Source organism: Variovorax sp. LjRoot130 (assembly GCF_964253755.1).
Lineage (GTDB): Bacteria > Pseudomonadota > Gammaproteobacteria > Burkholderiales > Burkholderiaceae_C > Variovorax.
Window position 1 is genome coordinate 5,524,243 of the sequence record NZ_CAXURM020000001.1, and the last position, 13,866, is coordinate 5,538,108.

General features: G+C 67.7%; 14 protein-coding genes. 2 read left to right on the forward strand and 12 right to left on the reverse strand.

The features are described 5' to 3' along the window. Nucleotides 1-2 precede the first annotated feature (2 nt). From holA to ACSQ86_RS27410, 7 genes are all read right to left on the reverse strand, one after another. Nucleotides 3-1,064 (reverse strand): DNA polymerase III subunit delta, encoded by a 1,062-nt coding sequence (gene holA, locus ACSQ86_RS27380; RefSeq protein ID WP_093109949.1) that lies wholly within the window; start codon nucleotides 1,062-1,064, stop codon nucleotides 3-5. After that, the gene (locus tag ACSQ86_RS27385) at nucleotides 1,064-1,588 is read right to left on the reverse strand and encodes an LPS assembly lipoprotein LptE (protein WP_436305885.1); all 525 of its coding nucleotides are present in this window, start codon (nucleotides 1,586-1,588) and stop codon (nucleotides 1,064-1,066) included. The genes holA and ACSQ86_RS27385 overlap by 1 nt, the downstream gene beginning before the upstream one ends. 8 nt (nucleotides 1,589-1,596) lie before the next feature. Further along, nucleotides 1,597-4,260 carry a leucine--tRNA ligase gene (leuS, locus tag ACSQ86_RS27390; protein WP_436305886.1) on the reverse strand — a complete coding sequence of 888 codons (2,664 nt, stop codon included), beginning with the start codon at nucleotides 4,258-4,260 and terminating at the stop codon, nucleotides 1,597-1,599. 65 nt (nucleotides 4,261-4,325) lie between these two features. Then, the gene (locus tag ACSQ86_RS27395; protein ID WP_093109946.1) at nucleotides 4,326-4,787 is read right to left on the reverse strand and encodes an ExbD/TolR family protein; all 462 of its coding nucleotides are present in this window, start codon (nucleotides 4,785-4,787) and stop codon (nucleotides 4,326-4,328) included. 16 nt (nucleotides 4,788-4,803) lie between these two features. Next, entirely contained in the window at nucleotides 4,804-5,502 is a 699-nt protein-coding gene (locus ACSQ86_RS27400; protein ID WP_093109945.1) for a MotA/TolQ/ExbB proton channel family protein, read from the reverse strand. Continuing rightward, the gene (gene dapB, locus ACSQ86_RS27405; RefSeq protein ID WP_093110037.1) at nucleotides 5,499-6,308 is read right to left on the reverse strand and encodes a 4-hydroxy-tetrahydrodipicolinate reductase; all 810 of its coding nucleotides are present in this window, start codon (nucleotides 6,306-6,308) and stop codon (nucleotides 5,499-5,501) included. The genes ACSQ86_RS27400 and dapB overlap by 4 nt, the downstream gene beginning before the upstream one ends. A gap of 85 nt (nucleotides 6,309-6,393) precedes the next feature. After that, nucleotides 6,394-6,948 (reverse strand): outer membrane protein assembly factor BamE, encoded by a 555-nt coding sequence (locus tag ACSQ86_RS27410; protein WP_436305887.1) that lies wholly within the window; start codon nucleotides 6,946-6,948, stop codon nucleotides 6,394-6,396. 95 nt (nucleotides 6,949-7,043) lie between these two features. On the opposite strand from ACSQ86_RS27410, the gene fur reads away from it, so the two are divergent. After that, entirely contained in the window at nucleotides 7,044-7,463 is a 420-nt protein-coding gene (fur, locus tag ACSQ86_RS27415; RefSeq protein ID WP_093109943.1) for a ferric iron uptake transcriptional regulator, read from the forward strand. A gap of 101 nt (nucleotides 7,464-7,564) precedes the next feature. Here fur and hprK read toward each other — a convergent pair whose 3' ends face one another. The 4 genes from hprK to ACSQ86_RS27435 form a co-directional block, all read right to left on the reverse strand. Further along, the gene (gene hprK, locus ACSQ86_RS27420) at nucleotides 7,565-8,524 is read right to left on the reverse strand and encodes an HPr(Ser) kinase/phosphatase (RefSeq protein WP_093109942.1); all 960 of its coding nucleotides are present in this window, start codon (nucleotides 8,522-8,524) and stop codon (nucleotides 7,565-7,567) included. 28 nt (nucleotides 8,525-8,552) lie between these two features. Beyond that, nucleotides 8,553-9,020, reverse strand: a complete 468-nt coding sequence (locus ACSQ86_RS27425) for a PTS sugar transporter subunit IIA (protein ID WP_093109941.1) — start codon at nucleotides 9,018-9,020, stop codon at nucleotides 8,553-8,555. A 93-nt stretch (nucleotides 9,021-9,113) separates the two neighbouring features. Continuing rightward, entirely contained in the window at nucleotides 9,114-9,443 is a 330-nt protein-coding gene (gene hpf, locus ACSQ86_RS27430) for a ribosome hibernation-promoting factor, HPF/YfiA family (RefSeq protein WP_093109940.1), read from the reverse strand. Between the two features lie 247 nt (nucleotides 9,444-9,690). Beyond that, entirely contained in the window at nucleotides 9,691-11,802 is a 2,112-nt protein-coding gene (locus tag ACSQ86_RS27435) for an ATP-dependent helicase (RefSeq protein ID WP_436310008.1), read from the reverse strand. A gap of 209 nt (nucleotides 11,803-12,011) precedes the next feature. Between ACSQ86_RS27435 and corA the strand changes: the two genes are divergently transcribed. Then, nucleotides 12,012-12,998, forward strand: a complete 987-nt coding sequence (corA, locus tag ACSQ86_RS27440; protein ID WP_093109938.1) for a magnesium/cobalt transporter CorA — start codon at nucleotides 12,012-12,014, stop codon at nucleotides 12,996-12,998. 84 nt (nucleotides 12,999-13,082) lie between these two features. Here corA and ACSQ86_RS27445 read toward each other — a convergent pair whose 3' ends face one another. Next, nucleotides 13,083-13,859: a 5'-methylthioadenosine/adenosylhomocysteine nucleosidase gene (locus ACSQ86_RS27445; protein ID WP_436310009.1), complete on the reverse strand. Its 777-nt coding sequence runs from the start codon at nucleotides 13,857-13,859 to the stop codon at nucleotides 13,083-13,085. Nucleotides 13,860-13,866 lie beyond the last annotated feature (7 nt).

Consider the following 13,866-nt stretch of genomic DNA (forward strand, 5'->3'; position numbering starts at 1 on the left):
GCTCAGCCCCGGGCCGGCGCCGCGCAGGCACGGCACAGCATCAGCGCCAGCCGCTGCAGCGCCTGCCAGCCGCCGGCCGGCCAGTCGGGCTGCTTCAGGCCCTTGACGATGCCGTCCACGATGTGCGCGGCGCGCAGCATGCGGGCCAGCGCACGATCGTCCAGCCGCGGCAGCACGCGCTCGAAGGCGCGCTCGCGCGGGCCCCAGATGCGGTTCTCGCGCAGCGCCATGGGCAGCGGCCGGCCGGCGGCCATCGCGTCCTTGACGCGCTTCAGCGCCCGGATGTCCTCGGCCAGCGTGTAGTGCACCAGCACCTCGGCCTCGCCTTCGGCCTGCAGGCCGTCGAGCATGCGCGCGACGCGCTGCGGATTGCCGCCGAGCACGGCTTCGGAGAGCTTGAACACGTCGTAGCGCGCGACGTTGTTGACCGCGCCTTCGACCTGCTCCCACGACAGCTCGCCCTCGGGATGCAGCAGCGCGAGCTTCTGGATTTCCTGGTGCGCGGCGAGCAGGTTGCCTTCCACGCGGTCGGCGAAGAACTGCAGCGTGCGCTGGCCTTCCTCGCCGCCTCTCACGCGCTGGCCCTGCTGCGCGAGCCGCTGCGCGATCCACTGCGGCAGCGCGGCGCGCTCAATGCTCTCGATCTGCAGGCTGATGCCGTTGTTCTCCAGCGCCGAGAACCAGGCGCCGGTGCGCGTGGCCTTGTCCAGGCGCGGCAGCATCACCAGCGTGAGGGTGCTGTCGTTGCCCTGCGCGGCCTCGGCGATCTGCTGCAGCGCAACGCTGCCGTCCTTGCCCGGCTTGCCCGAGGGGATGCGGATTTCGACGATCTGCCGGTCGGCGAACAGGCTCAGCGACCCGCCCGCGGCGAGCACCGCGCTCCAGTCGAAATGCGCGCCGGCCACGGTGTACGAGCTGCGCTCGGTGTAGCCCTGCGTTCGTGCCGCTGCGCGGATCGCGTCAGCCGCCTCCTGCGCGAGCAGCGGCTCGTCGCCGTGGATGGTGTAGAGCGGCTTGATGCCCTTCTGCAGATGGGCTTCCAGCTGCGCGGGGCCGAGCTGCATCAGAGGCTCTTCACCGCGCCCAGCCGCCGCATCGTCTGCTGGGCGATGTCGCTCTGCATGTCGCGGAACAGCAGCTCCGCTTCGCTTTCCTTCGCCAGCGCCGCGGTTTCGTTGTAGGTGATGTCGCGCTGCTGCTGGATCTCGGTCGGTGGCAGCAGTTCCTTGCCGCCCGGCGTGCGCAGCCTGAAGCGCATCGTCAGGCGCAGCTGGAGCTCGCGCACCTGGCCGGCCGAATTGGTGGAGAGCACGATGCGCTCGCGGTTTTCGGCAAGGATGTCGAGCACCGCTTCGGCCGTGTCGAGCTTGTCGGCCGGAATCAGCTCGACGGTGCCGGCGGCGCGGATCTGGCGCCGAAGATCGTTCACGAAAGCCGAGCTGCCCGGCACCGCCAGCGTCTTGAACGCGAAGATCGGCGCACGGCGCAGCTCGAAGCCGCAGCCCCCGACCCCAAGCGAGGCCGCCGCGGCAAGGGCGAGAAAGCCGCGACGCGGCAGGAGGCGCTGAGACCGGGTGCGTGTATTCATGCTTTCCTTCATACCACCACGTTGACCAGCCGCCCGGGCACCACGACCACGCGCTTGGGCACGGCGCCCTCGGCATGCTTGGCCAGCACCTCGCTCGCGAGCGCGATCTTCTCGATCTCCTGCTTCGAGGCATTGGCCGGCACGCGCAGCGAGCCGCGCAGCTTGCCGTTGACTTGCAGCATGAGCTCGATCTCGTCCTGCTCCAGCGCGACCACGTCGACCACCGGCCAGGGCGCGTCGAGCAGCGGGCCGTGCAGTTTGTCGTAGCCCAGCTGATGCCACAGTGCGTGCGTGATGTGCGGCGTGGCCGGGTAGAGGCAGCGCATCAGGATGCCGAAGCCTTCGCGCACGGCCGCGCGATCGCCCGTGCTGCCGTCGGACTTGAAGCCCTCCAGCGCATTCAGGAGCTTCATCGCGCCCGACACCACGGTGTTGTATTGCATGCGCTGGTAGTCGTAGTCGATCTGGCGCAGCACGGTATGGACCTCGCGGCGCAGCGCCTTGGCCTCCTTGCCGAAGGCCGAGCGCGGGTCGATCGCGTCGATCTCGATCTCCGCGCTCTCCGCGGCGCTGACGGTCGCCGCTTCGAGCGCTACCCCGAAGTTCCAGACCCGGCGCAGGAAACGGTAGCTGCCTTCCACAGCCGCATCGTTCCACTCCAGCGTGGCCTCGGGCGGCGCGGTGAACATGGTGTAGAGGCGCGCGGTGTCGGCGCCGTACTTCTCGATCAGGTCCTGCGGGTCGACGCCGTTGCGCTCGCTCTTGCCCATCTTGCCGACGCCGCCGTATTCGAGCTTCATACCGTCGGCCAGGGTGCCGCCGGTGATGCGCCCCTGCGCATCGAGCACGGGCGTCACCTCGGAAGGCGGGAAGTACTCCTTGGCCCCCTTCTCGGTGCGCCGGTAGAAGATGTGGTTGAGCACCATGCCCTGCGTGAGCAGCTTGCTGAAGGGCTCGTCGATCTTCACCAGACCGAGGTCGCGCATCACCTTGGTCCAGAAGCGCGCGTAGAGCAGGTGCAGGATCGCGTGCTCGATGCCGCCGATGTACTGGTCCATCGGCATCCAGTAGTCGGCGCCTTCGGCCACCATGGCCTGGTCGTTCTTCGGGTCGCAGTAGCGCATGAAGTACCAGGCGCTGTCGACGAAGGTGTCCATCGTGTCGGTCTCGCGCCGCGCCGGCTTGCCGCAGACCGGGCAGGCCACGCCGGCATGGAAGCCTTCATGCTTGGCCAGCGGGTTGCCGGAGCCGTCGGGCACGCAGTCGGTGGGCAGCACGACCGGCAGGTCCTTCTCGGGCACCGGCACCGCGCCGTGTTCCTCGCAATGGATGATCGGGATCGGCGTGCCCCAGTAGCGCTGGCGGCTCACGCCCCAGTCGCGCAGGCGCCAGGTGGTCTGCATCTCGCCCAGGCCCTTCTGGACCAGCGCGTGCGCCACCGCCTTGACCGCCTCGGCGTAGGACATGCCGCTGAAGTTGTCGGAGTTGATGGTCACGCCGCGCTGCTTGTCGGCATACCAGTCCTGCCAGCGGTGGTAGTCGAAGTGCGGTTCGTCGTCGACCAATACGACCTGGATGATCTCGATGCCGTACTTGTTGGCGAAGGCGAAGTCGCGCTCGTCGTGCGCGGGCACGCCCATCACGGCGCCGTCGCCGTAGCCGATCAGCACATAGTTGCCGACCCAGACCGGAATCGGCTCGTCGGTGATCGGGTGCCGCACGTGGAGGCCGGTGGGCACGCCCTTCTTTTCCTGCGTCGCGAGCTCGGCCTCGGTGGTGCCCCCGCTCTTGCATTCCTCGATGAAGGCGGCGACTTTCGGGTCTTTCTTCGCGGCATGCACGGCCAGCGGATGTTCGGGCGCCACGGCGCAGAAGGTCACGCCCATGATGGTGTCGGCACGCGTCGTGAAGACGTACATGAGGCCGCCCTGGATCAGCTTGCCGTGATCGTCCTTGATGTCGTGCAGGAAGGCGAAGCGCACGCCCTCGCTCTTGCCGATCCAGTTCTCCTGCATCAGCTTCACGCGCTCGGGCCAGCCCGGCAGCTTGTGCTGGGTGTGCTCGAGCAACTCTTCGGCGTAGTCGCTGATCTTGAGGTAGTAGCCCGGGATCTCGCGCCGCTCCACCGTGGCGCCGGTGCGCCAGCCCTTGCCGTCGATCACCTGCTCGTTGGCCAGCACGGTCTGGTCGACCGGATCCCAGTTGACCAGCTGGGTCTTGCGGTAAGCGATGCCTTTTTCGAGCATCTTCAGGAACAGCCACTGGTTCCACTTGTAATAGCTGGGGTCGCAGGTGGCGATCTCGCGGCTCCAGTCGATCGCCAGCCCCATGGCCTGGAGCTGGCTCTTCATGTAGCCGATGTTCTCGTAGGTCCATTGGGCCGGCGGCACGCCGTTCTTGAGCGCCGCGTTCTCGGCCGGCAGGCCGAAGGCGTCCCAGCCCATCGGCATCAGCACGTTGTAGCCGCTCATGCGCAGGTAGCGCGTGAGCATGTCGTTGATCGTGTAGTTGCGCACGTGGCCCATGTGCAGCTTGCCGCTGGGATACGGCAGCATCGAGCAGGCGTAGTACTTCTTCTTGCGCGCGTCCTCGGTCACGCGGTAGGCATCGGCCGCCGTCCAGGCGGCCTGGGCAGCGGACTCGACGTCGCTGGGTTTGTAGCTGGGGTTCATTGGGCTTGGGGCAACAGCCCGGCATCAGGCGGCCGGGGAATGCGGATTATCGCGGGTGAGGAAGCTCAAGGCTTCCTGGTGGCCGGCGCTTCGGTCACGAAGCCGATGCGGCTCAGCCCCGCCTTGTTCGCGATGCCCATCAACTCGACCACCTTGCCGTAGGGCACGGTCTGGTCGGCGCGCAGCTGGACCTCGGTGTCGCGGTTGGCGGCGGCGGCCTTCTCGAGGCCGGCCGCGAGCTCCTCGACACTCACGGCCTGGTCGTTGAGGAAGACCTTGCCCTCCGCATCCACCGCGAGACTCACGAACTTGGGCGTGTCGGCGGGCTGGCCGGCGTCGGTGCGCGGCAGGTCGAGCTTGATCGAGCTGGCCATCAACGGGGCGGTGATGATGAAGATCACCAGCAGCACCAGCATCACGTCCACCAGCGGCGTGACGTTGATGTCCGACAGCGGCCGCTGCCCGCCGGCGCCGATCGCCCGCCCGCCGGTGGCGGTGCTGCCGAGCGAGGTGCGACCGAAGGCCATGGGTTCTGTGCCCTTCTCAGACCGGCATCGGCCGCGCGGGCGGCAGCGGCGCTTCGCGCTGCGGCTCGTCGCCGAGCGCGCCGAGCAGGTCGTGGGCGAAGCCTTCCAGCTCGGCCTCGATTCGGCTGACCACGCGGCCGAACACGTTATAGGCGAGCACGGCCGGAATCGCGACCGCGAGGCCGAAGGCGGTCATGATCAGCGCCTCGCCAACCGGGCCGGCCACCTTGTCGATGGTGAATCCGCCGGTTTCCCCGGCAATGCCCACGAGCGCGCCGTAGATGCCCCAGACCGTGCCGAGCAGCCCGACGAAGGGTGCCGTGGCGCCGACCGTGGCGAGCAGGATCTGCCCGGCCTGCAGGCGCCGCAGCGCGGCATGCAAGGCGTCGCGCAGGGCGCGCGTGAGGCGCTGGGCGCGGTCGACCGCGCCGCCGAGCGTGGCGGCATCGGACTTGGCGGCCAGGCTCCTGACCGCGCTCACGGCCGGCCAGACCAGGGCCGCGCGGTCGAAGGCCCTGAGCTTCTGCTCGGCGTCGCCGAGCGACGGCGACTGCCAGAAGGCCGCGATGCTGCGCACCACGTCGCGCGTGCCGCCGCGCAGCAGCCAGGCCTTCCAGAGGATCACGACCCAGCTGGAGACCGACATCAGGAGCAGCAGCACGGCCACGGAACGGCTGACGCCGTCGCCGTGGGTGAGCAGCTCCAGAACACTCATGCGCTTTGGCGCAGGCCGAGCACGTCGAACATGTCGAACAGGCCGCTCTGCTGCCCGGCCAGGAAGCGCACCGCACGCAGGCTGCCCTGCGCATAGGTCGCGCGGCTGGCCGATTTGTGCGTGATCTCGATGCGCTCGCCGGTGCCGGCGAACAGCACCGTGTGGTCGCCCACGATGTCGCCGCCGCGGATGGTCGCGAAGCCGATGGTGGACGGGTCGCGCTCGCCGGTGACGCCCTCGCGCGCATAGACAGCGCATTCCTTGAGGTCGCGGCCCAGCGCATCGGCGATCACCTCACCCATCTTGAGCGCGGTGCCCGAAGGTGCGTCGACCTTGTGGCGATGGTGCGCCTCGATGATCTCGATGTCGTAGCCGGTAGCGAGCGCCTTGGCCGCCATTTCGAGCAGTTTGAACGTGACGTTGACGCCGACGCTCATGTTGGGCGCCATCACGATCGCGATTTCTTTCGCCGCCGCGGCGATCTCGGCCTTCTGCGCGTCGCTGAAGCCGGTGGTGCCGATCACGGCCTGCACGCCGAGCTCGCGGCACACGGCCAGATGCGCCAGCGTGCCTTCGGGCCGCGTGAAGTCGATCAGCACCTGGGCGTCCTGGAGGCCGGTGCGCAGGTCGGCCACGATCGGGACGCCGCTCGTGAAGCCGAGAAAGGCAGCCGCATCGCTGCCGATCGCGGGACTGCCGGCGACATCGAGCGCGCCGGCGAGGCGGCAGTCCTGCGCCTCGCGCACGGCCTCGATCAGCATGTGCCCCATGCGCCCGGAAGCGCCGGCGATCGCGATGCGCCGCAGCGGGGGAATGGAGGGAGAGGAAGAATCAGTCACGCGTTTCAGCCTTGAAGCCTGGAAGAAAGCCGGCCGGCGCGGCCGGCGCGCGCTAGCGCGTCGCTTCGAGCGGGGGATAGCTCGGCGGCAGCGGAGGCAGGGAGGCGGAGGACTCGCCGTCCGCTTTCTTGTCCTTGGCCGGATCGAATTTCTTGAGCTGGTCTTCCGAGGCTTCCAGGGCCGGCACCTTGCCGCTGCGCTTGCGGGTGTCGAGCGCGGCGACGAATTCTTCCTCGCTCGGCATCGGGTCGCCTTCGAAGCGTTCGAGCACTTCGCCATTGAAGAACACCGTCAGACGGCGCTGCTGGGGCTCGACGCCCTGGCGCCGGATCGTGAACACGTAATCCCAGCGATTGGAATGGAAGACGTCGTTCAGCAGGGAGGTGCCGAGGACTTCGCGCACCTGCTGGCGCGACATGCCGGGCTTGAGCAGCTCGACCTGCTCCTTCGACACGAAATTGCCCTGGACCACGTCGACCTTGTAGGGCGTGATGGCATGCAGCGCATCGCGCGAGCGTTCGGTGACGCTGCTGCAGGCGCCGAGGCAGAGGCTCCCAGCGACTGCGCCGACGAGCAGCCAGAGGCGGCGTTGTGGAATGTCAGGCATGGGCAAAAGGGCAAAGAGGGGTAGCGATATGATCGGGCCATTGTAGCGGCTGCCCCTCGGCGTGCCCCTCTCGCACAGCCGGCGCAGGAACCATCATGGGCAACATCGACGAACTGAAGAACACCGGCCTCAAGGCCACCCTGCCGCGTCTCAAGATTCTCGAAATCTTCCAGAACGGCGGCCAGCGCCACATGACGGCGGAAGACGTGTTCCGGGTGCTGCTCAACGAGCACTCCGACATCGGCCTGGCCACGGTCTACCGCGTGCTGACGCAGTTCGAGCAGGCCGGCATTCTCGAGCGCAGCCATTTCGAGAGCGGCAAGGCGGTCTACGAACTCAACGAAGGCAAGCACCACGACCACCTGGTGTGCACCTCCTGCGGCAAGGTCGAGGAGTTCTACGACCCCGAGATCGAGCGCCGCCAGCAGATGATCGCGACCGACAAGAAGTGGATTCTGCAGGACCACGCGATGTCGCTCTACGGCCTGTGCGGCGACTGCGCCAGCAAGCGCTGAACTGAAAGACGGCGGCCGCCGCCGGGCCGCCCCAAGGCGGGCCGCGCCTCCCCCTCGGGGGGTGGAGTTACACGCAGCGAAGCGAAGTGAAAAGCCGGGGGCTAATCGTCCTCGCGCGCGCCTTCCATGGCCTTGTGGTGGCGGGCGACGAAATCGGCGTAGGTATCGATGCCGCGCAGCTGCAGGATCGAGTTGCGCACCGCCGCTTCCACCAACACGGCGATGTTGCGGCCGGCCACCACCTGGATGATCACCTTGCGCACCGGAATGCCCAGCACGTCCTGGGTCAGCGGCGCCGAGGGCATGCGTTCGTAGTCGCGCTCGAAGCTGTCGCGCCGTACCAGGTGCACGATCAGCTTGAGGCGCATCTTCCGGCGCACCGCCGTCTCGCCGAAGATCGCGCGGATGTCCAGCAGGCCGATGCCGCGCACCTCGAGCAGGTTCTGCAGCAGCTCGGGGCAGCGCCCTTCCAGCGTGGTCTGGTTGATGCGGTAGAGGTCGACCGCGTCGTCGGCCACCAGGCCGTTGCCGCGCGAGATCAGCTCCAGGCCGAGCTCGCTCTTTCCGAGTCCCGACTCGCCGGTGATCATCACCCCTAGGCCCAGGATGTCCATGAACACGCCGTGCATCGAGGTGCGCTCGGCGAAGTGCTTGGAGAGGTAGGCGCGCAGCAGGTCGATCACGAAGGCCGAGGATTCCCGCGTGGCGAACAGGGGCAGTTGCGCCCGCTCGCAGATCGACAGGAGTTCGTCGGGCGCCGGCTGGCCGTCGGCCAGCACCAGCATGGGCGGCTCCAGCGTGACGATGCGGGCGATCCGCCGCACGCAATCGTCGGGCGTGCCGCGCGTCAGGTAGGCGACTTCGCGCGCACCGAGAATCTGCACGCGGTAAGGATGGATGTAGTTGAGGTAGCCCACCAGGTCGGCGGCCGACTGGGCGCGGCTGATGACGCCGGGATCGAACTGGCGCTCCGAGGCGCCCAGCCCCGCCAGCCACTCCCACCGGAGCGAGCCGCGGAACTCCTCGAACATCGCGTCGGCACTGATGACGGTCGGCTTCATGCGCCAGACTGTCTCATGCGGGTGCGCTTCAGGCCACCTGGGCGGACTGCCATCCTGCGATCAGGGCGTGGAGCGCGGCGGCGTCGGAGCTCGACTTGATCTGCTCGCGCAGGCCGGCATCGCTGAGCAGCTCCGCGATCTCCGAAAGTATTTCAAGGTGTTTCTGGGTGGCCGCTTCGGGCACCAACAGGAAGATCAGCAGCACCACCGGCTGCTCGTCCGGCGCGTCGAAACCGATCGGATTCGCGAGCTGGAACACCGCGGCCATCGGCGACTTGAGGCCCTTGATGCGCCCGTGAGGGATGGCCACGCCGTGGCCGAGGCCGGTGGAACCCAGGCGCTCGCGGGCGAACAGGCTGTCGGTGATGAGGGCACGGCCCAGGCCGTGCAGGTTTTCAAACAGCAAGCCCGCTTCTTCAAAAGCACGCTTCTTGCTGGTGGCGTCAACGCTCACGAGGACTTGAGCGGGCGGCAGGATGGACGCGAGTCGGTTCATGTTGGGGCGGGGCGGGGGCGATTATGCACCTGCTCCGCAAAAAGCAAAGGGCCGCCCTGAGGCGGCCCGCAAGAGTATTTGCCCGGAGAGGTACTACATCACGCGCTTCGGCGCCTCGTGATGGTGGTCCTGCAGGCGGTCTTTGTGACGGACCACCTGCCGATCGAGCTTGTCCACCAGCTCGTCGACCGCGGCGTAGAGATCAGCGTGGCTCGATTCCGCGAACATGTCATTGCCCTTGACGTGAATATTGCATTCGGCGCGTTGCCGACGTTCCTTTTCCTTTTGCTTTTCCACCGTGAGGATCACCTTCACATCGACCACCTGGTCGAAATGGCGGGTGATTCGGTCCAGCTTGCTCGTAACGTAGCTGCGCAAGGCGGGGGTGACGTCGAGGTGATGACCGCTGATCGTCAAATTCATGAATGACCTCCTGGATTGACGGTTGGGGAAAAAGACCCCGCTTCAGGGTGAAGCGTGGCCGGCGAAATGGGGAAAGGTGGGGGAAGGAGAGAAGAAGGAAGGGGGAGGGAGAGGAACGGGGGAAGGTCGGTTCACTATGCCCATGCTGTCATCGAATTGCAATCCCTTCCATGGCAAACCCCGGCATCGCCCGCCCACGCTCACGGTGCGCTATCGATTTGATAGTGCTAAAGACCTCGCGCGGCGCTCAGCGCCACGCGGCGCGCATGCGGCTCAGCAGATCGATCGTGGCCGCCGGCGGCGGTACATGGGGTGCGCGTTCGGGCGGCGGCGGCCAGGTCTGCTGTTCAAAGCGCTCGGAATCGGCGGCCGAAATGAAGCGCGTGCGGCCGGCGTACAGATGCCGGTCGCCGCGCGCAGCCTGCTGCGTGACGTAGAAGCGCTGAGGCACCAGCAGGTGCAGGTGGTCGCGCGCGCGGGTCATCGCCACGTAGAGCAGGCGCCGCTCCTCCTCCAGTTCCTGCGCGCCCTGCGCCACGTCGGCCGGGATGCAGCCGTCGACCACGTTGAGCACGTGCACCGAGCGCCACTCCTGCCCCTTGGCGGAGTGGATGGTCGAGAGGATCAGGTAGTCCTCGTCGAGCAGCGGCGGACCCGGGCGGTCGCTCGTCGCTTCGGGCGGATCGAGCGTGAGTTCGGTCAGGAAGCGCTCCCGCGAGACATAGCCCGAGGCCAGGCGCGCGAGCTGCTCGACGTCGCCGCGCCTGAGGCCGGCATCGTCGTGAAGCCGCTCGAGGTGGGGCAGATACCACTGCAACGCGAGCTCCATGTCGGCCGGCCAGGCGAGCGTGGGCGCGCGCAATTCGGCATAGATGGCCGCGAAGCGCGCCCACTCCTCCTTCGCGGCGGCAGGCGGCACGAAGGCCTGCACGACGGCACCGGGGTCTGAAGCCTCGGCCATCGCGTCGAGCAGCCGCGTGGAGCTGACCGGCCCGATGCCCGGAATCAGCTGCGTGACGCGAAAGCCCGCCATGCGCCCGCGCGGATTCTGGGCAAAGCGCAGCACCGCCAGCAGGTCCTTCACATGCGCGGCTTCGAGAAACTTGAGGCCGCCGTACTTGACGAAGGGGATGTTGCGCCGCGCCAGCTCGAGCTCGAGCGCGGCGCTGTGGCTCGAGCTGCGGAACAGCACGGCCTGCGATTTCAGCGCCAGACCGCCTTCGCGGTGCGCGAGCACGCGCTCGGCCACGAAGCGGGCCTGTTGCGCTTCATCGGGCACCAGCACCAGCTGCGGCCGTCCGGCCGAGGGCTTGTCGGTCCAGAGGGTCTTGGTGTGGCGCTCCGAAGCGGCGGCGATCACCGCATTGGAGACATCGAGGATGGGCTGGGTCGAGCGATAGTTGCGCTCCAGCGTGACCACCCGCGCGGGCTGCGTGAACTGCTGCGGAAAGTCGAGGATGTTGCGCACCGTCGCGCCGCGGAACGAGTAGATCGACTGCGCGTCGTCGCCGACCACGGTGAGGCCGCGGCCGTCGGGCTTGAGCGCGCGCAGGATGGCGGCCTGCAGCAGATTGGTGTCCTGGTACTCGTCGACCAGCACGTGGTCGAAGCGCGCGCCGATCTGCGCCGCCAGCGCGGGCTCCGCCACCATCTCGGCCCAGTACAGCAGCAGGTCGTCGTAGTCGAGCACCTGCTGCGCCTGCTTGGCTTCGACGTAAGCGCCGAAGAGGCGCTTGAGCTCGGCCTCCCATTCGGCGCACCACGGAAACGCATGCGCGAGCACCTCGGCCAGCGGCGCGTAGCTGTTGACGGCGCGCGAGTAGATCGAGAGGCAGGTTCCCTTGCGCGGAAAGCGCCGCTCCATGGACGCGAGGCCGATGTCGTTGCGCACCAGGCCCATCAGGTCTTCGGCATCGCCGCGGTCGTGAATGGTGAAGTTCTCGTGCAGGCCGATCTGCGCCGCGTGTTCGCGCAACAGGCGCGCGCCGATGCCATGGAAGGTGCCGGCCCAGGGCAAGGCCGGCGGCGCATCGGATTTCAGGCCGAGCACGCGCGCCAGCACCTGCCCGGCACGGCGCTCCATCTCCTGCGCCGCGCGGCGCGAAAAGGTCAGCAAGAGGATGCGCTGCGGATCGGCGCCGCGCGCGATCAGATGGGCCACGCGATGCGCGAGCGTGCTGGTCTTGCCCGAGCCCGCGCCGGCAATCACGAGCAGCGGCCGCTGGTCTTCCGGAGCCTCGCCGAGGGCCGTGCCGACACCGTGCTCCACCGCCGCACGCTGCTCGTCGTTGAGCTTGGAGAGCGCGGCCGCGAGGCGCTCGGCCTGGCTCGTGGGTGCGGGTGTCGCGAGGCTTTGCATCGCCGCGACTTTACTGGATGTCCATCCAGATGCCGACAGAAAAGCGCCGGGGCCGATGACATAATCGCGCCTCGCTGCAACCGGAGACTTTGCATGGAAACCGTTCCGCCTCGGCAGCTTTCAACTCCCCTGTGATGCGTTGTTGGCCAGGGACTTGAAAGCGCCCCGAACCCTCGCCAACCGCCACAAAAATTCACCGGGAGTGAGCCATGCTCAATATCTTCACGCTCGCCAACGGCCGCCTTGTCCAGGAAGAAATCGAGGCCCTCGAAGAGCTCTCTCAGTTCCAGCCGATCTGGGTCGATCTCGAATCGCCCACACTCGAAGAAAAGCGCTGGATCAAGCAGTACTACGGCCTGTCCATCCCCGAGGATGCGATGGACGAGGACATCGAGGAGTCGGCGCGCTTCTACGAAGAAGACAACGGCGAGCTGCACGTGCGCAGCGACTTCCTGATCGATGACGCCGAGAACCCGCGCTCCGTGCGCGTCGCCTTCATCCTCAACCAGCACAACACCGAACTGCGCAGCCGCGGCGTGCTGTTCTCGATTCACGATGAAGACGTGCCGGTGTTCCGCCTGCTGCGCATGCGCGCGCGCCGCGCACCCGGCCTGATCGAGGATGCCAAGGAAGTGCTCTTGAAGCTCTTCGATGCCGACGCCGAGTACTCGGCCGACTCGCTCGAGAACATCTACGACGAGCTGGAAGTCGCGGGCAAGAAAGTGCTGGAAGGCAACGTCAGCGACGAACTGGCCGGCGAGGTGCTGGCCGCGATCGCGCGGCAGGAAGACCTGAACGGCCGCATCCGCCGCAACGTGATGGACACGCGCCGCGCGGTGAGCTTCATGATGCGCAGCCGCATGCTGAACGCCGAGCAGTTCGAGGAGGCGCGCCAGATCCTGCGCGACATCGAGTCGCTCGACAACCACACCGCCTTCCTGTTCGACAAGATCAACTTCCTGATGGATGCGACCGTCGGTTTCATCAACATCAACCAGAACAAGACCATCAAGATCTTCTCGGTGGCGAGCGTCGCGCTGCTGCCGCCGACCTTGATCGCGAGCGTGTACGGCATGAACTTCAAGCTCATGCCGGAGCTGGAATGGGGCTACGGCTACGCGTACGCGATCGTGCTGATGGTCGCCAGCGCCCTGGTGCCGATGTGGTACTTCCGCCGCCGCGGCTGGCTCAAGTAGCAGTCGCCCAACCCCGTTCGCCCTGAGCTTGGCCTGTCCTGAGCCTGCCGAAGGGTCGAAGGGCTGCTCCCGGCTTCGACAAGCTCAGCCCGAACGGGCGGGGGAAGACAGGCCGGCGAGCCAGGCGTCGATCACCGCGAGGCTGTAGCGGCTCGCGACGGCGGCGACGAAGCGCAGGAAGTCGGCATGCGCCGCGTCGTCGGCGCGGTCCGAGATCGTGCGCACCGCGGCGAATGGCACGCGGTAATCGTGGCACACCTGCGCCACCGCGGCGCCTTCCATTTCGACCGCCAGCGCGTCGGGCAACTCGCGCCGGAGCGCATCGCTTTCGGCGGCGGTCGAGACGAAGCGGTCGCCGCTCACCAGCAGGCCGCGATGCAGCCGGGGCGCCTGCAGGCCGAAGTCGTCGACCACCGTCTGCCCGAGCAGCGCGACCGGATCGCGCAGCAGGCCGGCGGCCACGGCGGCCAGCGCATCGCTGATCGCGGTGTCGGCCGCGAAGCGCGCATGCCCGGTCAACGGCACCTCGTATTTGGGAAAGATCGGCGAGGCGTCCAGATCGTGCTGCAGCAGCTTGGTCGCCACCACCACGTCGCCCACCCGCACGCCGGGCCCGAGCCCACCTGCAACGCCGGTGAAGACGATGGCGCGCACGCCGAAACGCTCGAGCAGCACAGTGGCCGTGGTGGCCGCCGCGACCTTGCCGATGCGCGACAGCACCGCCACGACGGCTTGCCCATGCAGATGGCCGACCCAGAAATCCCGCCCGGCGACGCGCACGCGCTGCTCGTCGGGCATCGCGGCGAGCAGCGCGCCCAGCTCCTCCTGCATGGCGGCAACGATCGCGACCGGCCCCGCCATGGAAGTG

What these genes read in the sequence shown, in the direction of transcription:
- ACSQ86_RS27425 (WP_093109941.1), bottom strand. Translation starts at nt 9,020, where the DNA reads ATGAACCGACTCGCGTCCATCCTGCCGCCCGCTCAAGTCCTCGTGAGC.
- leuS (WP_436305886.1), bottom strand. Translation starts at nt 4,260, where the DNA reads ATGAACCCCAGCTACAAACCCAGCGACGTCGAGTCCGCTGCCCAGGCC.
- holA (WP_093109949.1), bottom strand. Translation starts at nt 1,064, where the DNA reads ATGCAGCTCGGCCCCGCGCAGCTGGAAGCCCATCTGCAGAAGGGCATC.
- ACSQ86_RS27385 (WP_436305885.1), bottom strand. Translation starts at nt 1,588, where the DNA reads ATGAATACACGCACCCGGTCTCAGCGCCTCCTGCCGCGTCGCGGCTTT.
- corA (WP_093109938.1), top strand. Translation starts at nt 12,012, where the DNA reads ATGCTCAATATCTTCACGCTCGCCAACGGCCGCCTTGTCCAGGAAGAA.
- hpf (WP_093109940.1), bottom strand. Translation starts at nt 9,443, where the DNA reads ATGAATTTGACGATCAGCGGTCATCACCTCGACGTCACCCCCGCCTTG.
- ACSQ86_RS27400 (WP_093109945.1), bottom strand. Translation starts at nt 5,502, where the DNA reads ATGAGTGTTCTGGAGCTGCTCACCCACGGCGACGGCGTCAGCCGTTCC.
- hprK (WP_093109942.1), bottom strand. Translation starts at nt 8,524, where the DNA reads ATGAAGCCGACCGTCATCAGTGCCGACGCGATGTTCGAGGAGTTCCGC.
- ACSQ86_RS27410 (WP_436305887.1), bottom strand. Translation starts at nt 6,948, where the DNA reads ATGCCTGACATTCCACAACGCCGCCTCTGGCTGCTCGTCGGCGCAGTC.
- ACSQ86_RS27435 (WP_436310008.1), bottom strand. Translation starts at nt 11,802, where the DNA reads ATGCAAAGCCTCGCGACACCCGCACCCACGAGCCAGGCCGAGCGCCTC.
- ACSQ86_RS27395 (WP_093109946.1), bottom strand. Translation starts at nt 4,787, where the DNA reads ATGGCCTTCGGTCGCACCTCGCTCGGCAGCACCGCCACCGGCGGGCGG.
- fur (WP_093109943.1), top strand. Translation starts at nt 7,044, where the DNA reads ATGGGCAACATCGACGAACTGAAGAACACCGGCCTCAAGGCCACCCTG.
- ACSQ86_RS27445 (WP_436310009.1), bottom strand. Translation starts at nt 13,859, where the DNA reads ATGGCGGGGCCGGTCGCGATCGTTGCCGCCATGCAGGAGGAGCTGGGC.